Below are 21653 nucleotides of genomic sequence, written 5' to 3'. Positions count from 1 at the left end.
GATAACTCTGTCATGACTCGGCTTCGCCATACCCCACCCGGGCAGTGCGCCGCGAATCCCGTCCGCGTGAAGCGGCTTTCCCGACGCCCTCGCTCAAAACGCACCCAGGTCAGCGGACAACCAGTGCTCCGGACGCATGCGGATGATGACTTGTTCGCCGAGATGCGTCCGTTCGTACTCCACGAAGCCGTCGACCTTGTCCTGCGGGAGACACCGCGCGGCCATCTCGCGGGCCGACGCGTCGTCATCCGGGACGATCCCGGTCACCGGCCCTTCCACCGACACGTAACGGACCGTCGGATCGGTTCGCTGAACCATCAGGGCGAACCGTCCGGCAGCCTCGATCGCACGTGCTTTCCGCGAGTCGGGTCCCGTGCGCACCCACAGCTCTCCGCCCGGGGTGTACTGGTACCAGATCGGGATCGTCAACGGCGCACGAGCAGGGTCCTCGACCACCGACAACGCACCGATATGGGGTTCTGCGAGGAATCGTTCGCGTTCTTCAACAGACAACGCCATGTGTCCGAAACTACTCCGCCGAAAGCCACTCGACAGGCTCCGAAAAAATTCGTGTCCGCAGGCTGTGTAGCCGTGTTCGCATCGTGCGGTGCGAACACAACGACGCAAGCTGCGGACACGATGACGGGGCCTCGGTTCGAAGTCGGGCGAAAGTCTTTCCCTTCACCTTCAGCGCTGGAGTGCGGTACGCATGTCCTGCCCGAGCGAACGGTCATCGGCCGGATGGCCGAGGTACGTCCGCAAACACACCCACTTGACCGAGGTAACGCACCGTGCGCGAGCCATAGCGTCGAAGCCATGACCGAGGCACAGGAAACGGCGTTGATGTACGGGCTGCTCGCTTTCCTCGTCGTGTGGAGCATGGTGCTCATACCTCAGCTCATCAGCCACCACGCGAAGTTCGGCCGCGTATACGCCAGGCGCGTCGTCACCTCCGCCGCGGTCACCCTGTACACCTGTCTGGCCGTCGCCGTGGTGCTGTTGCCGCTGCCCGCGCCGGGCGATGCGCGACTGACACAGACGGTGCAACCGGTGCCGTTCCAGTGGGTCGCCGATGTCGCCACGGAGTTGGACAAGTACGGGCTGCCCCACAGCCAAGCGCTTTTCACCCAGACCTTCCAGCAGCTGGCGATGAACGTGCTGCTGTTCGTGCCCCTGGGCATGTTCGTGGTGTTGTTGTGGCGGCGCGGCGTTCGCTGCGCGACGCTGACGGGCCTGGCGGCATCGTTGGCGGTGGAGATCACCCAGATCACGGCCGTCTTCGGCACCGCGCCGTACGTCTACCGCATCTTCGACGTCGACGACCTGATGGCGAACACGGCGGGTGCCGCGCTCGGCGGAGTCGGGGCCTCGCTGTTCCTGGTTCTGCGGCGACTCATGAAGGCGGACGCCTCAACCCGAACACGGGAAATCTCGACGACACCGGTGATGGTTCTGCCTCGCCCAGCCGTATCAGGTGCTCCCGCCGTCGGCGGGCCTGTCTCCGTTCCTCCCGTTGATCCTCGTACACAACCGTTGCCGCGGCCGCGATGAGGAGGAACACCACGCCACCGAAGACCAGAGCCAGTTGCACGCCATCTCCCTTGATGCCGTTTTTGTGTGGTCCATCACAGACTAGGGGCTAGTGGCCTGGAACACGAGCCCTTCGCCGGGTGCATGGTTTCGAAGCCGGAGCAACCGGGGCGAGACCACGCACACTTCCGACCAAGGCGTCGCTCTACTCGGTGTAACTGCTGTGGTTCGGTGTAACCGCTTCAGCCCAGCGGGAATACCCCATACAGGGGAGCGAGCACGCTGGAGTCGAGCGTGCGGAGGGAGGACGGGATGTCATACGGCGCACATGCCGCGCGCGGCATCAACGGCATGGACAGAACGACCCACATGTTGACCGTCGCAGCAGTGGACACGGTGCCGGTCTTCCGCGAGGGCCTGGGCATGGTCGTCACGCGTGCCCACGGTCTTCGCTGGGCCGGCCACGCGGGGAGCCACCACTCCGGTATCCAGATGTGCGAGCAGCTGCGCCCGGACATCGTGCTCATCGATTCGGCACTCGACCCGCTCGGCCATCTGACCCGCTTGCTGGCCGAGGGCCACCCGATGATGGTGATCGTGGTGCTGGTGGGGGAGGCTCAGCGCACACCCACCTATCTCGCCACCGTCATAGCCGCCGGGGCCCATGGCGCTCTCCCCCGGTCGGCCGAGCCACGGCAACTCACCGACGGCATCCGTCGAACCTATGTCGAACGCCGCTACACCGATCCGACGCTGGCCGCGCTGGTGCCCACGCAGCGGACGGTCGACGCCACCGACGCCGTGGGGGGCCCACCGCGACCGAACATGCCGTTGTCCCGCCGCGAATACCAGGTGTTGCAGCTCATCGCCGACGGCCTGGAGAACGCGGCCGTGGCCGACAAACTTTATCTGTCGGTGGAGACGGTGCGCACCCACGTCAAGAGCATCCTGCGCAAACTGGGGGCACGCGACCGCACCCACGCGGTGAGCAAGGCGTTCCGCTCAGGTCTTCTCCTCACCACTCCGGCCACCCCGGTGAGCCCCGTTCGGACGGGTAGGGATCAGGCTCCTCAGCCCTGATTCGTACAGCACGTTCCCGCGACGCCCGGGTCACAGTCCCGCCGCGGCACTCGCCTGCTGTTACCGGTTGGTAGTATCCTCATGTTACCGGCCAGTAGGGCAGTGTCATCCGCGTGTCCTGTCGGCGACAGGAAGTGCCCAGCCGGAATGCCGAACAACCCGTACGGAGTGACGACATGGGCCACTACAAGAGCAACGTCCGAGACCTGGAGTTCAACCTCTTCGAGGTACTCGGCGTTCAAGAACGCCTCGGTAAGGGAGTGCTGGCGGAGTCCGACGAGGAAACCGCCCGCGGCGTGCTGTCCGAACTGAACAACCTCGCGGTCGGCCCCCTCGCCGACTCGTTCGCCGACGCCGACCGCAACCCGCCGGTCTACGACCCGAAGACCTTCTCCGCGACCCTGCCGGAGTCCTTCAAGGCCAGCTACCAGGCACTGTGGGACGGCGAGTGGTGGCGGATCGGCCTCACCAACAACCTCGGCGGCTACGGCCTGCCCCCCACGGTGCAGTGGGCCGCCGCCGAACTCATCCTCGGCGCCAACCCCGCGTTGTACATGTACATGGCGGGCCCGAACTTCGCCATGATCCTCGACCGCAACGGCACCGAGGAACAGAAGCGCTGGGCCCAGATCATGATCGACCGTGCGTGGGGCGCCACCATGGTCCTCACCGAGCCCGACGCCGGTTCCGACGTCGGCGCCGGCCGCACCAAGGCCATCCAGCAGGAAGACGGCTCTTGGCACCTCGAGGGCGTCAAGAGGTTCATCACCTCGGCCGACCAGGACATGACCGAGAACATCATGCACCTGGTGCTGGCTCGCCCCGAGGGCCCCGGCATCGAACCCAAGCCCGGCACCAAGGGCCTGTCGCTGTTCCTCGTGCCGAAGTTCCACTTCGACTCGGAAACCGGCGAACTCGGTGAACGCAACGGCGTGTTCGTCACCGGCGTCGAGGACAAGATGGGCCTCAAGGTCTCCACGACCTGCGAGCTCACCTTCGGCCAGCACGGCACCCCCGCCAAGGGTTGGCTGCTCGGCGATGTGCACGACGGCATCGCACAGATGTTCCAGGTCATCGAGTACGCCCGCATGATGGTGGGCACCAAGGCCATCGCGACGCTGTCCACCGGCTACCTCAACGCGCTGGAATTCGCCAAGGAACGCGTGCAGGGGCCGGACCTCACCCGGCAGACCGACAAGACCGCACCGCGGGTCACCATCATGCACCACCCGGACGTGCGCCGGTCGCTGATGTTGCAGAAGGCCTACGCCGAGGGCCTGCGCGCCGTCTACCTGTACACGGCGTCGTTCCAAGACCAGGTGTGGACCCAGGAGGGCGACGCCGAGTCGCTCAGCCTGGCCGAGCGCGTCAACGACCTGCTGCTGCCCATCGTCAAGGGTGTCGGCTCCGAACGCGCCAGCGAGCAGCTCATCCAGTCGCTGCAGACCCTCGGCGGGTCCGGCTTCCTGCAGGACTACCCCATCGAGCAGTACATCCGCGACTCGAAGATCGACTCGCTGTACGAGGGCACCACCGCCATCCAGTCGATGGACTTCTTCTTCCGCAAAATCGTCCGCGACAAGGGGCAGGCGCTCGCCTACATCGCCGGCGAGATCGTGAAGTTCATCGAGTCGGAAGCGGGCAACGGCCGCCTCAAGAAGGAGCGCGCCCTGCTCAAGCAGGCTCTGGACGACGTCCAGGGCATGCTCGGCACGATGATCGGCTACCTCACATCGTCGCAGGAGGACGTGACCAACATCTACAAGGTCGGCCAGCACACCGTGCGGCTGCTGATGTCGGCTGGTGACCTGCTCGTCGGCTGGCAGCTGCTCAAGCAGGCCGAGATCGCCCAGGACAAGCTCGACAACGGCGCCTCCGCCAAGGACGTGCCGTTCTACCAGGGCAAGGTCGCCGTGGCGTCGTTCTTCGCCAAGGACGTGCTGCCGGAGCTCTCCGCCCGGCGCGCAATCGTCGAGGCCGCCGACAACGACCTCATGGAGGTCGACGAAGCCGCGTTCTGATCGACCGATTCGGCCGGTCACGGCATCACTGTCAAAGGGCCACCTTCCCCCTCGACACAGGGCGGGAGGTGGCCCTTCGTGTGCATGCGGTTAACGACCGATACGGGCGGGTACCTCTATCGGGTCATTGACCCCGGCTTTCGAACGGAGCGCGCACCATGACGATTTCAGGAATCATCTCCGCGATCCTGGTGGGTTTGGTGCTCGGTGTCCTCGCGAGGTTGATCCTGCCCGGCAAGCAGAACATCCCGGTCTGGCTCACCGTCGCCGTCGGCATCGCCGCCGCTTTCATTGGTACGGCGATCGCCCGAGGACTCGGTTATGCCGACACCTCCGGGTGGGACTGGCTGGAGTTCATCACCCAACTCGTCCTGGCCGCGATCGGTGTCTCGCTCGTAGCGGGCATGTATCCCCGGAAACGAGTCAAGGCGTGACGCAACCCCGCGTCTGCACAGTCCGCGGACACGGCTACACAACCTGCGGACACGACTACGCAGACTGCGGACACGGCTGCACAACCTGCGGACACGGCGTCAGTTGGGCGTGGTTCGCGGTTGGAGGTCGTCGGTGGTCACGGCGGGCTCCACGGTGTCGTAGACCACCGGCGCCTCTCGTCTGCCCGGTTCCATCGGTCTCGTGACGGCCTGCGTCAGTCCGGCGAACGTACGGTCCCAGTCGATCCGCCTTCCCGGTTCCGAGGGCAGTACCCCGGAGTCACCGTCGCCGAACACCCCGGCCACCCCGAACACCAGAGCCGCGTTGCGCGCCGGTTTCTCACCGGACTGCAGTTCCGTGCTCACCGCGGCCCGCAACACCGCGTGGTCGAGCGCCACGTGTAGTTCGCCGTCCCGGATCTCGAACTCGAAAGCCCTGCGAATGTCCTGAGGGAGCAGTACCGATTCCACACCGTCCCCTCGCAGCAGGATCGGCCCCGCCAACAGTGGACGAACGGTTTCCTCCAACACGGTATGCACGGCCCGCGACGTCAACCTCGGCTCTATCGACTCGACGGGGACGTCGACCCGGCCGAGCAGGGGCCAACGCGAACGCACGGCCTCCACAACGGTGTCCAAGTGGGAAACCCGGACACCCGCCCTCGGCTCGATCGCGTACGGCCGTACAGCACCCTGATCCCCCTGATCACCCTGCGCGCCCTGAGCATCCTGCTCGTCGGCATCCGAGGAGCCGGCCTGGAAACCGATGCCGCCGTCGAGGGGAGAACGGTTGATACGCCGATCGGCGAGATCACTCAGCGCCGCCCACGTGGCCTGTTCGTCCACGACCGTCACCAGCGGTGTTTCCCGGTCGCGGAAGAACGACATCACTCTCGTCCACGGGTTCCACGGCTGCTGCCCCGCGCGTTCCACCGTCGCCGACCAGTCGACGGTAAGACCCGCCTCGCGGGGGTCGAGAGGCACCACGGTCTCATCGGCGCGCAGTTCGATCGGTTCCGCCACGCGAGGACCGAGTTCCCGGCGCAGCACCTTCTCGGCTTCCTGCTTGCCGAGGCCGCCGATGGCCACCCCGTTCACCGTGACGCCCCGAGGCACCTCCCCGGCACTCGCCACGAAATCGACCACATAAGCCACGGCCAGAAGCCCGGTGAGTGCCCCGAGAACCACGAGAAGGTTCCCGACACCACGCTGAAGACGACGGATGGGCCGCACACGGGTGTGCGGCCCATCCGTTCGGAGGAGTTCGTCGACGAAGTCAGTGTCGTAGGTGGCGTAGGTGGCGGAGATGATGGAGGTGTCGGAGGTCTCGTGGGTGTACTCCCTCCGATCGTCCCGACCGTCCACGGGCGCCTCCCGATGCCGCCTACAAGTACAGGCCCGTCCCGTGCTCCGTGCGCTCGCTGGCCACGGCGTGGATATCGCGTTCCCGCATCACGAGGTACGCGTCGCCCTGGATCTCGACCTCCAGCTGTTCCTCGGAGTTGAACAGCACCCGGTCACCGACCTTGACGTTGCGTACGTTGTTACCCACTCCCAGGACATCGCCCCAGGACAACCGCCGTGCGACCTGCGCGGTCGCCGGGATCACGATGCCGCCGGTGCTGCGTCGCTCGCCGTCTGAGGACGGCACCCGCACGAGCACACGGTCGTGCAGCATCTGGATCTCGAGCTTCGCATCCGAAGTGAGTGGTTCGTTGGCTTCTGACACGGGATTCATGCTACGTCGCGTAGGGGGACTGGATTTTCGGTATGCCCTGGGACAACACCGAGCGCACGGGCCGTGCGAAGCGGTACGGCAACCCAGGCTACTCGGACGGAGTTCCCGCCATGACGAGAGGCAATCCTCCCGCTCCGTCCGAATCGAGCCGTACGGGTACACCCCAATCCTGTCGGGTGATACGGCACACCGGGTGTTCGACGTCGGACGCGCAGCTGGCGGCCTGCGCCACGACCTGCAACACCCCGCCCTCGATGCCCTCGGCCAAGGTGATGGTGCGTTCGAGGGCGGTGCCGACGCCTCCGCCCTCGACGAGCAGTTCCGGGGGCGAAGCGCTGACCTCCAGCCGCGTGGACGGGCCGTAGCGGTCGTCGAGTCTCTCACCGGGAGGCGGCACGAACGTCACCGACAGCTGAACCCGGCCCGGCGCGAGCACCGTCGGTGGCCTGCGCACGGCGAGTTCGTCACCGTCTACGGTCTCCCCACCGGCGTTCTCAGCTTCGTCGCCCCCGAACGGGCGTAGCCGATGCGCCGCTGACTCCACCACGAGCACACCGTTGTCAGTCACCACGAGCCCCGATGGTTCGGCGAGGTCGCGGAGCAGCGTCGTCACCTCGCCGGTGGCCGGGTCGAACCGACGCACGGCACCGTTGTAGGTGTCCGCCACCGCGACGGCGCCGTCAGGTAGCACGGTGACCCCCACCGGATGCTGGAACAGCGCGTTGTCGGCGGGACCGTCGCGGTGCCCGAAGGTGAACAGGTCGTAGCCGACGGCGGTGCCCACCACGAACCGTGGGGTGTCCTCGTCACGGCTATCGGGGTCGCGTTCGATGTAGCGCAGCGCCGACGTCTCGGCGTCCACCAGCCACAGCCTCTCACCCGCCACGGCGAGGCCGGAGGTCTGCGCGAAGAACGCCTCGTCGACGGGACCGTCACGCAACCCCTCGACCGTGGTCCCCGCGAACCGCGAGATCGTTTCCCGTACCGGGTCGAACAGGCTCAGCGTGTGGTTGCCCGCCATCGCGACGACGACGCCACCGGCGGGGTCCCACCAGCGCACGTCCCATGGGCTTGTGAGATCGACTTCCGTGGCCGCACCGGAGTCGCCGCCGTCCCGCCACTGCCGTCCCGTTCCGGCCACCGTTCGCACGGCGCCGGTGCGCAGGTCGATGCCGCGCAGCAGGTGGTTGGCCGTGTCGGCGACCAACAGGTGGTAGCCGACCTTGTCGGCGATGTGAGTGGGCAGCAGGGTCAGCCCGGACGGCTCGGCGAAACGCGCCACGTCGAACGCCCCGTCCACCGCGCCGCGCCTGCCGTCACCGAAGCGGCGCAGCAGGGTCTCGGCATCGGAGGCGAACTCCGCGACGGAGTGGTTGGCGGTGTCGGCCACCAGGACCCGCCCCTCGGCGGTCACCACGGCCTTCGACGGGAACCGCAACCCGTCGACACCACTCGCCTCGTCGGTTCCGGCGTCGGCGCGCGCGGCCTCGGCCCAGTCGAGCGGACCGCGCCGCAACGTCTGCTTGCCCTCGTGCAGGGTCACCAGGTCCTGGATCACCCGGCGCAGCGCGTCACCGTGTCCCTCGCCCGCGGCGACGTGTGCCACGTATCCCTTGGGGTCGACGACCACGAGGGTCGGCCACGCCTTCACGGCGTACTGCTGCCACAGGCTCATGTCCGGGTCGCTCACCACAGGGTGTTCCACGCCGTAGCGTGCGACGGCGGCGGCGACGGACTCGCGGTCACCTTCGTGAGCGAACTTCGGCGAGTGCACACCGATGGTCACGAGCACGTCGGCGAACTCCGCCTCCAGCGGGCGCAGCTCGTCGAGCACGTGCAAGCAGTTGATGCAGCCCGACGTCCAGAAATCCAACAGCACGATCTTGCCGCGCAGGCCCGCCAACGTCAGGGGCCGTCCGCCCGTGTTCCACCAGGCGTCTCCGGCCAGCTCGGGAGCGCGCACGTGGAGACGCGAACTCGGCTGAGCGGACGGCCGGGAGGGCGGCTGAGAAGGCGGCTGAGAAGACACAGCACTCACACCCGTAGTCAACACGACCACGCTCGGGGCTCTTCCCGGGGCGGGTTCGGTTGACGACTATGCCACTTTCGAGCCACTTGCGAAGAAAACGGCATCAACGCGCCCTGGTGGGTCCACCCGCCGGCTCGGTGAGCGTCACCGTCGGAGTCTGGGACGACGGTTTCGGGTGCGTCGAGTTCGACGGCACGGCCTGCCGACCCGAGCAGCCGGACACGAGAACGGCGACGAGGACGGTGACGACGAGCGAACTGACGTATCGCATGTTGGCGTGGACTTCACGAAAGGTACGGATTCGACACCTGCCTCATCGCCGCCGTCACGTGCGGTGTTACGAACCCGTGTCCCGCTTCACCCGATTCAGTTGCTGTTGGTGCGCCGCAGGGTCCTGGTCACACCCGCCGCGACCGTGGTGACGAGCACCCAGCCCATCGCGATGAAACCCGTGGACACCCACTTGTCCTCATCCGCCATGTGCCAACGTCCCTTGTTGCCGAAGTCGGCGATGGGCACCAGCAGGTCGACCGTGTACAGCACGGGATTCCACTCCAGTCCCGTGTCGTCGGCGTTGACCGCACAACGTTCGCCGATGACGACGAACCTCTCCGTGTCCTTCGCGCAGTCGTCGCTGCCGAGCCCGAACCACAGGCTGCCCCCAATGAGCAACGCCAACAACCACGTCACCGCGCGGACGGGGCGGTAACCGTAACCGACCATCCACCGCTGCAGCCAGCTCCACAACCGCACGCCCGAGCCGAAGAACCAGCCGTAGCCCCTAGCTAGGGATTCGTAGCGGTACTGCTGCTTCCTCATCAACACGGTGTCGGCGTGTTCTTCGTTCCCGCACTCCCGCAGCATCGTGGCGAACTGGTCGTAGGGGCCGGGCCGGTAGCCGCGCATCGCATGCCGCAACCACTCCAGGCGCTGCTCGATCTGCTCATCGTCCTTGAGGTCGATGGGATGGTCGAGAGCGTCGTAGCGGAAGTCTTCCAGCTCGATCCCGCCGGTTGCATGCCACAGTTGTTCGTTGTCGCTCAAGGTTCCGCAATGGGCCCCGCGCAGTGACACCCTGCCCCGGGGCACCTCGGCGGGAGTGAGGTCGAACTCCTCGGCCACGGTGTCACCGGCGTCCAGGGCCAGCCCGTCCCAGCCCGCCCGCAACACCGCGCCGGCGATACTGACTCGCCGTTTGATCACGGCGCCGTCGAAGGTCACTCCGCCGTCGCTGCGGAACGACTCCTCGAAACGGCTGTGCAACAGCACACTCCGCGCCACGTGCACCGAACGCAGGTCCACGCCCCACTGTCCGGATTCCTCCCGCTCCGGCGCGGAGATGCGAGTGTTCCGCAAGTCGATGCTGCCGCCCACCGTCACGCCCTGAAGTCGGACGGTGCCCTTCATGACGCACTCGGTGAGCATGACGTTCCCGGACACGTGACTACGCCGCGCCGAGACGACGTCCCGATTCGCGTGCGACAGATCACCGCCTCGGATGAAGACATTGCCTTTCACCGTGACGTCGGCGAGCCGGAACTGGCCCCGGGTGCGGATATTGCTGCTTTCGAGATCACCGTTGATCTCGCTGCCGTCGAGGTGGATCGCCCGGTCCGGCGGATTGACGTTGCGGGGAACGGTGACCTTGGCCTTGGCCAGCCGCAACGACCCTCCGACATGGGTGTTCACCATCCGCAGTGTTCCGGTGGCGCGGAGCCCGTCGCCCATCTCGACGTTGCCGTGGACGTACATGCGGTCGGCGATGAAAGCCGGGTGCGGGTCCATGTACCAGTCGCCGGTCTTCCACGCGTCCACGAGGATCTCGCCCGCGGGGTCGACGTTGAGTTGCGCGCCCTTGAACACGAGGTCACCGGCGACACGCATGCTCGGCATGTACACCAAGCCGTTGGCCGAGAACGGCTGCGCCTTACCCGCGGGACCGTAGTTGTCCGTCTCGCACAGCAGGCTTCCCGACACGGCGATCCCGTTGCCGTTGAGGGCGAAACCCTTCGGGTTGTCCAATTGGGCGCCCGAGAAGTTGACGTTGCCGCCGGCCCGCAGCCCGGGGAACCGGATCTCGCCCTCGGTGGTGAGCCGGTAGGCCAGCAGTGCGCCCGTGATCTCCAGCCGGTCGGCCTGAAAAGCCTTGCCCTTGGGGTGTTTGATCGTGCTTCTGGTGAGGATCACCGAACCCTTGACCACGGCGTCGGTGAGGTTCACGGCCGCGTTGGGCATCCCACGGTCCGTTCTGTTCTTCAGAACGTCGGTGCCCTCCTCGGGTTTGCTGGCGTCGACCTCCACGACGCAGTGGATGAGGCGCACGTCGTTGCGGCTGCGGAAGTTCCGGGCCTTCAGTCCCGGCAACCAGCATCGGCGGAACGACAGGCCCAGCAGGTTCGCCTCACGCACGTCCGGCGGATATTCGAATCGACAGTTCTCGAACCGGAACAACACATCCAGATCGGCGGCCCGCAGGTCCAGCCTGCCCTTGATGTAGTAGTTGTCGAGCCGCAGGATCGGCGCCTGGGGCGCCTGCTTCCGCCACCGCAGTAATCCGCCGCTTTCCGGCTCCAGCAGCGGTCTCAGCAGTTCCTCCGCGTCGATCTCCGCCTCGGGCATGGGCTCGGGATCGAACGCGTCGAAGTCCTCGGGACCCACGCCGTCCTTGTCGAACCCGTCGTCGGAGTTGCTCCCCGACGACATAGGACGCCACCGAATCGTCGGCATGGGTACCTCCCTCGTTCGTCCCCGGACAGCGCGAGCGCCGGTCACCTTGTAGTGGGACGATCGCCGTGCGCGGTCAGTTCCATGCGCGGCGTCACGGGGGCTGCCGGACTACTCGTCCACGTGGACGGGGTTGAGGACGCGGGCCAGGAACGTCTGTGTGCGTTTCTGCCGCGGGTTCCCGATCACCTGGCTCGGTGCTCCCTGCTCGACCACCACTCCGCCGTCCATGAACAGCACCGTGTCGGCGACCTCGCGGGCGAACTGCATCTCGTGGGTGACCACGAGCATCGTCATGCCTTCGTCGGCGAGCTGACGCATCACCGCGAGTACGTCACCCACGAGTTCCGGGTCGAGCGCGGACGTCGGCTCGTCGAACAGCATCACGGCGGGGTCCATGGACAACGCCCTGGCGATGGCCACCCGCTGTTGTTGGCCACCGGACAACTGCGCAGGCATCGAGCCGGCCTTGTCCGACAACCCCACCTTGATGAGGTTGTCCAGCGCGATGCGCTCGGCCTCGGCCTTGTCCCGCTTCAACACCTTGCGCTGGGCCACGGTGAGGTTGTCCAACACGGACAGATGGCCGAACAGGTTGAAGCCCTGGAACACCATGCCGATGGTGCGCCGCGCCCGGTCGATGTCGACGTCCGGATCGGTCAGTTCGAACCCGTTAACCGCCACCTTGCCGGAGTTCGGCTCCTCCAACAGGTTCACACAACGCAGCAGAGTCGATTTGCCCGAACCCGACGGCCCGATGATGCACACGACCTCGCCGCGCCGCACCTGGAGATCGATGCCCTTGAGCACATCCAACTGACCGAAGGATTTGCGCAGGTCGGAGACTTCGACGATCACGTCACTCATCAGGCCGTCACCTTCAACCCTTGCTCCTCCTTGCGGCCACTACGGCGTTCCAGGTACCGCGACAGATAGCCCAGCGGCACCGTGATGATGAGGTAACACACCCCGGCGAGCAGGATCGGGGTGAGCGAACCGGTCGCGTTCAGCCCCTCCCGGCCGAACTTGGCCAGCTCGTACTCCTCCCGCGCCAGGCCCAACAGGTAGATCAGCGACGAATCCTTGGTGAGCAGGATCAGCTCGTTGGTCAACGGCGGCAGGATGATCCGGAACGCCTGGGGGATCACCACCGTGGTCGTGGTCCTCGCCTGCGACATACCCAGCGACCGCGCCGCCTCGATCTGTCCCTTGGGCACCGCCTGGATGCCGGCGCGCAGCGTCTCGGCGATGTAGGCGGAACCGACCAACCCCAGGGCGATCGCGGCGGTGGAGTAGATGTCGAACCGGATGCCGAACGCGAGCGGCACCCCGTAACCGAGGGCGATGAACACCAACAGCGCCGGGATACCGCGGAAGAACTCGATGTACAGCGTCGCCAGCCAGCGGTAGGGGCCGACGGACGACAGTTTCATCAGGGCGAGCACCGTTCCGATGGCGAGCCCCAACCCGAATCCGAGCGCCGTGTACACGATGGTGTTGACCAACGCGGTACTCAGGATCTCGGGGAACTGCGCCGACGCGGCCTCGACGTTGAAGAACGCGTCCTTGATGGTTCCCCAGTCGGCGAGGACCACCAGCAACGCCAGGACCAGCACGAGCACGGCGTACTGGCCACCGCGGATCATCTGCGCGCGCTTGCGCCGCGACATCGCCATCCGACTAACTCCTCAAAAGGACGGCCGGTGCGGGCTCGTCGGTCGCTACCCGGCCCGCACCGGTGCCCACCATGGTGCACAGTGGCTACTTGCTCCCGGGTGTCGGTCACCCGGTCATTCGGACTCCGGCTTCTGGCCGAACCACTTCTCGTAGATCTCGTCGTAGCGGCCGTCGTCCTTCGCGGCGTCCAGCACCTCGTTGATCTTGGCGAGCAGCGCGCCGTTGCCCTTACGGACGGCGATACCGTACTCCTCACCCGTGTCGAACTCCGTGGTGATCTCGACGTCGGGGTTGTTCTCGACGTAGTCGTAGAGCACGGAATCGTCGTTGATACCGGCCGCGACCTGGCCCGTCTTCACCGCCGTCTGCAGCAGCGCCAAGTCCTCGAACTGCCGGGTGGTGTAGCCGAACTCCTCCTTGTGCTCCTCGGCGTACTTCTCGCCCGTGGTGCCGAGCTGCATGCCGAGCACCTTGCCCTTCAGGTCGGACATGTCGGATATGTCCGAACCTTTCTTCACCAGCAGAGCCTGGTGGGCGTCGTAGTACCCCTCGGAGAAGTCCATGACCTGCTGCCGCGCCTCGGTGATGGTCATCCCCGCGGCGGCGAGGTCGCACTGGCCGGTGTCCAACGCCGCGCCGGACTCGATGCTTTCGAAGGAGGTGTCGAAGACCTCCTGTTCGACACCGAGTTCCTCGGCGACGAGGTCCACGAGGTCGACGTCGAAGCCCACCGTCTCGCCGTTCTCGGTGAACTGGAACGGCTTGTAGGGCAGGTGGGTGCAGGTGGTCAACTTGCCCTCGTTGACCAGGGTGATCTCACCACCGGCCTCGCTGTCTCCGCCGGTGTTGACCTCCTCCGCACAGCTCGCTGCCGTGACAGCGAGAGCGAAGGCTGGCAGCAGGGTCAGCGCCCTTGTGAATCGACGCGCCACGTTGTAACTCCTAGTAGTCCAGACCGGCCAGTCCACGTATCGTGCCACCTGAAGGAGCTAATGCACAGCATTAGCTTTGTTACAGGTCTGCAGCACCGGTGTTGCTCAGCCGGTGGCGTGCGCATCGAGCACGGTGGCGACCGCCTCGGTGACCCGTTGCGCATAGTCGAGATGCAACCACTCGTCGGGCACGTGCGCATTCGAATCGGGCCCGAGCGCACCGGTCACGAGGAACTGGGCCTTAGGGTACTTCTCGCCGAGCAGACCCATGAACGGGATCGACCCGCCGAGTCCCATGCTCCCGTACGGCTTGCCGAACACCTCGTCGCTGACCTTCTCCAACGCCCCGGCCAGCCACGGCGACAGCTCGGGCGCGTTCCAACCGTCGGCGGCCTCCACTCCCGACAGTTCCACGGTCGCCCCGTACGGAACGTCGGTGGTGAGAGCCTGGGAGATGGCGGCCAGAGCGGCCTGCGAATCGGCTGTGGGCGGGAGTCGGAAACTCAACGCCAACGTGGTGCCCGACCTCAGCACGTTGCCCGCCTCCGCGGGCTCGGGCAGACCTGAGGCGCCGATCACGGACAATGTCGGACGCCACGTGTTGTTCAGCAGCAGTTCCACCTCGTCGTCCACGACCGGCCGGGTGGAGCCGTGCAGGGGGAACGGGCTCGCGAAGGAGCCGGGCGCCGAGGACACCGTGGCCCGCGCCTCGTCGATCCGATTGGCCGGGACCTCGACGTGGCATTCGTCGAGTTTGACGGTTCCGCTCTCGACGTCCTCGATGCGGTCGAGCAGCGCCCGCAACACGCGGAACGAGCTGGGCACCACACCACTGGCCAACCCGGAGTGCTGCGCGGTGTCGAGCACCCGCACGGTGACGTGGACCTGGGCCAACCCCCGCAGACTGGTGGTCAGCCAGAGCCGCTCGTAGTCGTTGCCACCCGAGTCGAGACAGACGACGAGCGAGACACGGCCGAGCCGGTCGCTCAGGTGGTCGAGGTAGGCGGGCAGGTCGGGGCTACCGGATTCCTCACCCGTCTCCAGCAGCACGACGATGCGTGCGTGCGACCCACCGGCCGCGCGCACGGCCTCGAGCGCGACGGTCGCCGCGTACCCGGCGTAGCCGTCGTCGGCGGAGCCACGCCCGTAGAGCCTGCCGTCGCGGATCACGGGAGTCCACGGCCCGAGTCCCTCGGACCACCCTCCAACCGGTGGCTGCTTGTCCAGGTGGCCGTACATCAGGACGGTGCCTTTGTCCTCGGCGCCCTCGGTGGCGGGCACGTCGAACAGCAGCACGGGGCTACGGCCCGGCAGGCGCACCACGTCAACCCGCGCGCCGGTGATCTCCCGGGCGGCCAGCCACGCCCTCACGTGCTCGACGGCGGCGTCCAGATGACCGTTTTTCGCCCAGTCGGCGTCGAAGACCGGGGACAACGCCGGGATCGACACGAGTTCCGACAGGCTGGGCAACACGTCGTCGGCCCACAGCTGTCGGACCGAGCTCTTCACTTTCGCCAGTTCCACGCGCACCATCGTGCCACTCGTCGGGGCGAGTGACTGCCTTCACAGAGTTTAGTCCGGTTCTCGACGCCACGATTCGTAACAACGTTTCACAGAGCGTGTCCGACCCATGACCGCACAGGTCCCGCCGTTGCTCGTAATTACGAAATTCGGCGGTTGCACCATCGGTGGTCCAAGCGTTTTCGCAGCTCAGCAACCGGGCAAAACCAAGAAGTGGGCATCAGGGTCTCTTCACAACACCGATTTCCATGCCAGGATGAGCGCGTGAACCGTCAACGCCGACGGGCACCCAGCGCTCTCGGACCCAGGTGCGCGCAGGTGGCCGGCGGCGCGCCGCAACGGCCGCCACAAGCGGCTACGCGGCACGACACCAAGGAGATGCGATGTCGTCCCCAGAACAGTGGACGCGCCCGCAATCTGGCGCCGGATCGGCCGCGACAGCGGCGCAGCCGTCCCCAGAGCAGGTGATAGCGGGCTTACGAGCCACCACCGAAGGCGGAGCTGAACTGACCCAGCTCCTCACCCCCGAAGGCGAACGCCTGCCGTCGGCGCAGTTCGACCCCTACGTCACCGACGTCGACGCCGAGGCACTGCGCGGTCTCTACCGCGACATGGTCCTGGTTCGGCGGGCCGACCGCGAATCCAACGCCATGCAGCGCCAGGGCCAACTCGGCATCTGGGTCCCGCTACTCGGCCAGGAAGCCGCCCAGATCGGCTCCGGTCGCGCCCTGAAACCGCAGGACATGGCGTTTCCCAGCTACCGCGAACACGGCGTGGCCTACACCCGCGGTGTTGACTTCAAGGACTTGCTCGGCATCTTCCGCTGCACCGACCACAGCAGCTGGGATTTCCGCGAGCACCGGTTCCACCCGTACACCATCGTGATCGGCAACCAGGTGCTCAACGCCGCCGGCTACGCGATGGGGCAGAAATTCGAGGGCAAGGTCGGTGACGATCCCGACGCCGAGGCCACGATCTGCTACTTCGGTGACGGCGCCACCAGCCAGGGCGACGTCCACGAGGGTTTCGTGTTCGCCGCCGTGTACGACGCGCCACTGGTGTTCTTCTGCCAGAACAACCAGTGGGCCATCTCCGAACCCACCGAGCGCCAATCGCGACTGCCGCTGTACCAGCGCGCCCGCGGCTACGGCTTCCCCGGCATCCGGGTCGACGGAAACGACGTGCTCGCCTGTCTCGCCGTCACCCGCTGGGCATTGGAGGAGTGCCGCCGCGGCAACGGCCCGGTGCTAATCGAGGCCTTCACCTACCGCATGGACGCCCACACCACCACCGACGACCCCACGCGCTATCGGCTGGCGGACGAGGTGGAGACGTGGAAGCTCAAAGACCCCATCGAGCGGGTCCGTGCGTACCTGTCCCGCACCGGTGGCGCCGACCAGGCGTTCTTCGACGAGGTGCAGGCGGAGGCCGACCGGTTCGCCGCCGAACTGCGCGACTACTGCTTCAACATGCCCGACCCGCCGCCCGAGCGGGTCTTCTCCGCCGTCTACGCGGAACCGTCACCGCAGCTGGAGGCCCAGCGCGAGGAATATCTCTCCTATCTCTCCGGCTTCGCCGACGGAGGTGAGCGTTGATGGCAGCGCCGACTCAGCCCGTGAAATCCGCCAACCCCACGACCGCAGACGCCCGGACAGCCGCGAACGTGCAGAACCTCACCATCGGCAAGGCCCTCAACGCGGGACTTCGGGCCGCGATGGAGGCCGACGACAAGGTCATCGTGATGGGTGAGGACGTCGGCAAGCTCGGCGGCGTCTTCCGCATCACCGACGGTTTGCAGAAGGACTTCGGCGAGCACCGCGTGCTCGACACGCCACTGGCCGAATCGGGGATCATCGGCACCGCGGTCGGGTTGGCCGTACGTGGCTTCCGGCCGGTGTGCGAGATCCAGTTCGAGGGCTTCATCTTCCCCGGCTTCGACCAGATCTCCAGCCAGCTCGCCAAGCTGCACTACCGCACCCAGGGCGCCATCAAGGTGCCCGTGGTGATCCGGGTGCCGTTCGGTGGCGGTATCGGCGCGGTGGAACACCACTCGGAGTCGCCGGAGTCGCTGTTCGCGCACATCCCAGGGCTGAAGGTCGTGTCGTGCTCCAACCCCGTCGACGCCTACTGGATGATCCAGCAGGCCATCCGGTGCGACGACCCGGTGTTGCTCTTCGAGCCGAAGAAGCTCTACCACTCGGGTGCGCTCAAGGCACCGGTGGACCCGTCGGCCACGCCCGACCCGCTGTTCAAATCGCGCACCGTGCGGCAAGGCACGGCGGCCACACTGGTGTCGTACGGACCCTCGGTGCAGGTGTGCCTCGACGCGGCCGACGCGGCCGCGGAGGAGGGCACCGAGCTGGAGGTCATCGACCTGCGCGCGCTGTCGCCGATGGACCTGGAGCCGGTGTTCGAGTCGGTGCGCCGCACCGGTCGGTTGATCGCCGTCAGCGAGGCGTCGGCGGAGTCGTCGTTGACCTCCGAGATCGCCGCGCGGGTGCAGCAGGAGTGCTTCTACTCGTTGGAGGCGCCCGTGCTGCGGGTGACCGGCTTCGACACGCCGTACCCGCCGGCCAAGTTGGAGGAGCACTTCCTGCCGGACCTCGACCGGGTTCTCGATACCGTCGACCGCGCTCTGGATTGGTGAGGAGGGGACTATGCCCGAGTACAAGCAGTTCCCTCTGGCCGACACCGCCGAAGGGCTGACCGAGGCCGAGATCATCGACTGGAAGGTCAAGCCCGGTGACGAGGTGACGGTCAACCAGATCGTCGTGGAGATCGAGACGGCGAAGGCCGCCGTCGAGTTGCCGATCCCGTGGGCCGGTGTGGTGACCGAGTTGCTGGTGGAACCGGGCCAGACCGTGGAGGTGGGCACGCCCATCCTCACCGTGGACGTCGATCCGAACGGCACGGCGAGTCCGTCGTCGTCGGACAACGGGGCCGAGCCCGCTCAAGCCGAGTCCGGAGGTGACGCTTCCGGCGGCGAGGACGAGCAGGAGATGAAACCCCTGGTGGGGTACGGGTCGAAGAGTTCCGCACCGGCCAGGCGCAGGCCGCGCAAGCAGGCGGCGGCCGCGGCACGGACCCCCGCCCCCGAACCGGTGCAGACCGTGCAGGTCGTCAAACCGCGCGCGGCCGCCGACGACCTGGTCGGTTCGGTGGCCGGCCCGGCGGCATCTCCGACGCCCGCCGCCGCTTCGGCGTACGTGCCGCTGGCGAAGCCACCGGTGCGCAAACTCGCGAAGGAACTGGGCATCGACCTACGCACGATGCCGGGGGCGACCGAAGGCGAGGTGATCACGCGCGAGGACGTGCTCCGGGTCGCCGAGGGCGCCACCACACAGCCGACGGCGTCGACCATGCAGGCCACGCCGACCGCGGCGACCTCGGCCTCCGCGGCACGCCCCGCCGTCGACCCGAGCACTCGGGAACGCCGTGTGCCCGTGCGAGGTGTCCGCAAGGCGACCGCACAGGCCATGGTGACCAGCGCGTTCACCGTGCCGCACGTCACGGAGTTCCTCACCGTCGACGTGACGCCCATGATGGAGCTGCGCGAGAAACTGAAGGGCCGCCCCGAGTTCGCCGACGTCAAGTTGACGCCGTTGGCGTTCGCGGCCAAGGCGGTCTGTCTGGCGGTGAAGCGCACTCCGGACATCAACTCGGTGTGGGACGAGGACGCGGGCGAGATCGTCTACAAGGACTACGTGCACCTGGGTATCGCGGCGGCCACGCCGCGGGGCCTCGTGGTGCCCAAGGTCCGTGACGCCGACTCCATGTCATTGGCGGAGCTTTCGCGGGCCATCGGCGAGTTGACCGCCACGGCCCGCGAAGGCAAGACGCCTCCGCAGGACATGCTGAACGGCACGTTCACCATCACCAACGTCGGCGTGTTCGGCGTCGACGGGGGCACTCCCATCATCAACCCCGGCGAGTCGGCCATCCTGGCGCTGGGCGCGGTCCGGGACATGCCGTGGGTGGTGGACGGCGAACTCGCGGTGCGCAAGGTGATGCAGTTGTCGCTGAGCTTCGACCACCGCGTGATCGACGGGCAGCAGGGCTCGCAGTTCCTCGCCGACGTGGGCGCGCTGCTGGCCGACCCGGCCGTGGCGATCACGTACTGACGTACTGAACCGGGTATCGACACCGACCGCTCCGGCCCGTCGAGGGACTTCCCTTCGACGGGCCGGGGTCGTCCGTGGTGGAAAGTGGCGCCGGTTCACCTCGCCACATGCGGTTTCGCCGGAAGTCAGGCCGCGAACAGGTGGTCGAGGACCAATCGGCTCACACGCGACATGAGCAAGCGTTCGGTGGGGCCGAGCCAACGCAGTTCCTCGATCTCGTTGCTCGGCTCGAATGTGCCCTCGTAGTCGGCGGTGTAGCACGTCATCCGCACCACGACCGCTGGGTCCTGGCCGTGCGCGGGTGCCTCGAAAGTCCCCACGAGCGATTCGGTGCCACGCACGACGGTTACGGACAGCTCTTCCGCGACCTCGCGGACCAACGTGTCGATGTCGGCCTCGCCGGTCTCCCGTTTGCCGCCGGGCAGGTAGTAGGTGTCCTTGTCCCGGGAACGGGCGGCCAGGACACGACCGTCTTCGATCCTGACCCACGCCACTTTGTCGATGCTGCGCACGGGAGAAGACTAGGACCGCGCCGTGGGATCAAATCGGCGGGCGAGTACGTTGGTATTTGTATGGCCGCCATGTTTTTGCTCTGGGTGATCGCCGAGATAGCGGCGATCTGGGCCGTCGCGTCGGCCATCGGCGTGTTGGCCACGTTGGCCCTGTTGCTCGCCGGTGCGCTCGTGGGCTCGTGGCTTGCTCGGCGCGAGGGCGGTAAGGCGGTCCGGGCGGTCATGGAGACGGCCAGGTCCGGCCGTTCGCCGCACAACGAGGTGACCGACAGCATGCTCGTCGGCCTGGGCGGTCTGTTGATTTTCGTGCCGGGGTTCATCACCGACGTGGCGGGTCTGTTGTTGCTGCTGCCTCCTACCCGCAAAGTGGCGCGTCGCATGTGGCTGCGGAGGCTGGAACGGCGTGTCCCGCTGCGGCCTCGGGGGTTCACGCGCGGCGGCCGCGTGATCGTGGTGGACAGTGAGGTCGTGTCCGACCCCGATGATCGTCGTGACCCACCACAGCATCGTGTGATCGAGTCCGAGTGACCGTTCGGGAACACCCCGCGTCTATGGCCCGAATGTCCTGGTCAGGTAGCGTTTGGCCGGACAACGGGAGGTACTGGTGGCGCAGGACGTACGGCGCTCGTCCGAAAGAGCTAAGCGACTGCCCCGAGCGGTCCGCGAAAAGCAGATCCTCGACGCTGCGGTGAAAGTGTTCTCGCAGCACGGCTACCACATGGCGTCGATGGACGTCATCTCCGAAGTCGCCGGCGTGTCCAAGCCGATGATCTACAGCTATCTCGGTGCGAAAGAGGAGCTGTTCGGTCACTGCGTCCGTAGAGAGTCGAATCGGCTGCTCGAAGCCGTGCGTAACGGTATTCGGCTCGACGTGCCGCCGGACATGCAACTGTGGCACGGCCTGCGTTCGTTCTACGGGTTCGTCGCCGAGTACCGCGAGTCGTGGATCGTGCTGCACCGCCACGCGCTCACTTCGGGTGACCCGTTCGCCGAGGAGGTCACGGCGCTACGCACCCGTGCCGTCGACCTCGTCCGGGATCTCGTGGTGTCGGCGGGAAGTCGGCGGGGCCTGGCCTCGCAGGCCGAGTTCTCCGGGGAGGGAATGGCCGCCGCCCTGGTGGGAGCGGCCGAGTCACTGGCGGACTGGTGGCTCGACAACCCACACGTGCCCGAAGGCGTGCTCGCGTCGTGGCTGATGAACCTCACCTGGCTGGGCTTCAACGACCTGGTCGAGGGCGCCGTCTGGCGTCCGACAGAGTGACTGGCCCCTGACCAGCCACAAAGCTGCCCTGATCAGTCACTAAGTAGTGACGAACTGTTTCGAGTACCGGTGA

The 21653-nt window shown here is 66.8% G+C and carries 20 protein-coding genes; 9 read left to right on the top strand and 11 right to left on the bottom strand.

All coding sequences use genetic code 11. The features are described 5' to 3' along the window. Window positions 1–93: 93 nt before the first annotated feature. The gene (locus M7H19_RS10790; protein WP_298180392.1) at window positions 94–519 is read right to left on the bottom strand and encodes a pyridoxamine 5'-phosphate oxidase family protein; all 426 of its coding nucleotides are present in this window, start codon (window positions 517–519) and stop codon (window positions 94–96) included. Window positions 520–816: 297 nt separating this feature from the next. Between M7H19_RS10790 and M7H19_RS10785 the strand changes: the two genes are divergently transcribed. From M7H19_RS10785 to M7H19_RS10770, 4 genes are all read left to right on the top strand, one after another. Continuing rightward, on the top strand, window positions 817–1551 hold the full coding sequence (locus tag M7H19_RS10785) for a VanZ family protein (RefSeq protein WP_298180390.1): 735 nt from the start codon (window positions 817–819) through the stop codon (window positions 1549–1551). A 291-nt stretch (window positions 1552–1842) separates the two neighbouring features. Further along, window positions 1843–2610: a response regulator transcription factor gene (locus M7H19_RS10780; protein WP_298180388.1), complete on the top strand. Its 768-nt coding sequence runs from the start codon at window positions 1843–1845 to the stop codon at window positions 2608–2610. 176 nt (window positions 2611–2786) lie between these two features. Beyond that, entirely contained in the window at window positions 2787–4631 is a 1845-nt protein-coding gene (locus M7H19_RS10775; RefSeq protein ID WP_298180386.1) for an acyl-CoA dehydrogenase, read from the top strand. A 158-nt stretch (window positions 4632–4789) separates the two neighbouring features. Beyond that, complete coding sequence (locus M7H19_RS10770) at window positions 4790–5065, top strand: GlsB/YeaQ/YmgE family stress response membrane protein (protein ID WP_298180384.1); 276 nt, start codon at window positions 4790–4792, stop codon at window positions 5063–5065. A 99-nt stretch (window positions 5066–5164) separates the two neighbouring features. Here M7H19_RS10770 and M7H19_RS10765 read toward each other — a convergent pair whose 3' ends face one another. The 9 genes from M7H19_RS10765 to M7H19_RS10725 all read right to left on the bottom strand — a co-directional run bounded on the left by M7H19_RS10765 (window position 5165) and on the right by M7H19_RS10725 (window position 15698). Continuing rightward, the gene (locus tag M7H19_RS10765; protein ID WP_298180382.1) at window positions 5165–6430 is read right to left on the bottom strand and encodes a peptidoglycan binding domain-containing protein; all 1266 of its coding nucleotides are present in this window, start codon (window positions 6428–6430) and stop codon (window positions 5165–5167) included. A 19-nt stretch (window positions 6431–6449) separates the two neighbouring features. Beyond that, window positions 6450–6803: a co-chaperone GroES gene (locus M7H19_RS10760; protein ID WP_298180380.1), complete on the bottom strand. Its 354-nt coding sequence runs from the start codon at window positions 6801–6803 to the stop codon at window positions 6450–6452. An 88-nt stretch (window positions 6804–6891) separates the two neighbouring features. Then, a complete protein-coding gene (locus M7H19_RS10755) occupies window positions 6892–8766 on the bottom strand; it encodes an NHL domain-containing thioredoxin family protein (RefSeq protein ID WP_298180378.1) in 1875 nt (624 codons plus the stop codon). A gap of 169 nt (window positions 8767–8935) precedes the next feature. Further along, window positions 8936–9103, bottom strand: coding sequence for a hypothetical protein (locus M7H19_RS10750; RefSeq protein ID WP_298180374.1), 168 nt, complete (start codon window positions 9101–9103; stop codon window positions 8936–8938). Between the two features lie 95 nt (window positions 9104–9198). Continuing rightward, window positions 9199–11559, bottom strand: coding sequence for an oxidoreductase (locus tag M7H19_RS10745; protein ID WP_298180372.1), 2361 nt, complete (start codon window positions 11557–11559; stop codon window positions 9199–9201). 108 nt (window positions 11560–11667) lie between these two features. After that, window positions 11668–12423, bottom strand: a complete 756-nt coding sequence (locus tag M7H19_RS10740) for an amino acid ABC transporter ATP-binding protein (protein ID WP_298180370.1) — start codon at window positions 12421–12423, stop codon at window positions 11668–11670. Further along, window positions 12423–13232 carry an amino acid ABC transporter permease gene (locus M7H19_RS10735; protein WP_298180368.1) on the bottom strand — a complete coding sequence of 270 codons (810 nt, stop codon included), beginning with the start codon at window positions 13230–13232 and terminating at the stop codon, window positions 12423–12425. Before M7H19_RS10735 ends, M7H19_RS10740 begins: the two co-directional genes overlap by 1 nt. 114 nt (window positions 13233–13346) lie before the next feature. Beyond that, complete coding sequence (locus M7H19_RS10730) at window positions 13347–14165, bottom strand: basic amino acid ABC transporter substrate-binding protein (RefSeq protein WP_298180365.1); 819 nt, start codon at window positions 14163–14165, stop codon at window positions 13347–13349. 105 nt (window positions 14166–14270) lie between these two features. Further along, window positions 14271–15698, bottom strand: a complete 1428-nt coding sequence (locus tag M7H19_RS10725; RefSeq protein ID WP_298180363.1) for a M20/M25/M40 family metallo-hydrolase — start codon at window positions 15696–15698, stop codon at window positions 14271–14273. 371 nt (window positions 15699–16069) lie between these two features. On the opposite strand from M7H19_RS10725, the gene pdhA reads away from it, so the two are divergent. Genes pdhA through M7H19_RS10710 form a run of 3 tightly spaced genes read left to right on the top strand, consistent with a single transcriptional unit; the run spans window position 16070 to window position 19807 of the window. Then, window positions 16070–17281 carry a pyruvate dehydrogenase (acetyl-transferring) E1 component subunit alpha gene (pdhA, locus tag M7H19_RS10720; RefSeq protein WP_298180361.1) on the top strand — a complete coding sequence of 404 codons (1212 nt, stop codon included), beginning with the start codon at window positions 16070–16072 and terminating at the stop codon, window positions 17279–17281. Further along, window positions 17281–18333 (top strand): alpha-ketoacid dehydrogenase subunit beta, encoded by a 1053-nt coding sequence (locus M7H19_RS10715; protein ID WP_298180359.1) that lies wholly within the window; start codon window positions 17281–17283, stop codon window positions 18331–18333. Before pdhA ends, M7H19_RS10715 begins: the two co-directional genes overlap by 1 nt. Before the next feature lie 10 nt (window positions 18334–18343). After that, window positions 18344–19807: a dihydrolipoamide acetyltransferase family protein gene (locus M7H19_RS10710; protein WP_298180357.1), complete on the top strand. Its 1464-nt coding sequence runs from the start codon at window positions 18344–18346 to the stop codon at window positions 19805–19807. A gap of 125 nt (window positions 19808–19932) precedes the next feature. Here M7H19_RS10710 and M7H19_RS10705 read toward each other — a convergent pair whose 3' ends face one another. Then, entirely contained in the window at window positions 19933–20319 is a 387-nt protein-coding gene (locus M7H19_RS10705; RefSeq protein ID WP_298180354.1) for an NUDIX domain-containing protein, read from the bottom strand. Window positions 20320–20379: 60 nt separating this feature from the next. Between M7H19_RS10705 and M7H19_RS10700 the strand changes: the two genes are divergently transcribed. Together M7H19_RS10700 and M7H19_RS10695 are read left to right on the top strand one after the other, a co-directional pair. Beyond that, a complete protein-coding gene (locus M7H19_RS10700) occupies window positions 20380–20847 on the top strand; it encodes an FxsA family protein (protein WP_298180351.1) in 468 nt (155 codons plus the stop codon). Window positions 20848–20923: 76 nt separating this feature from the next. Then, window positions 20924–21580, top strand: a complete 657-nt coding sequence (locus M7H19_RS10695) for a TetR/AcrR family transcriptional regulator (RefSeq protein ID WP_298180408.1) — start codon at window positions 20924–20926, stop codon at window positions 21578–21580. Window positions 21581–21653: the final 73 nt, after the last annotated feature.

The organism is Saccharomonospora sp. (assembly GCF_027317685.1).
Taxonomy (GTDB): domain Bacteria; phylum Actinomycetota; class Actinomycetes; order Mycobacteriales; family Pseudonocardiaceae; genus Saccharomonospora.
Note: the sequence above shows the minus strand (reverse complement) of the source record. Positions and strands in the feature narration are given on the sequence as shown.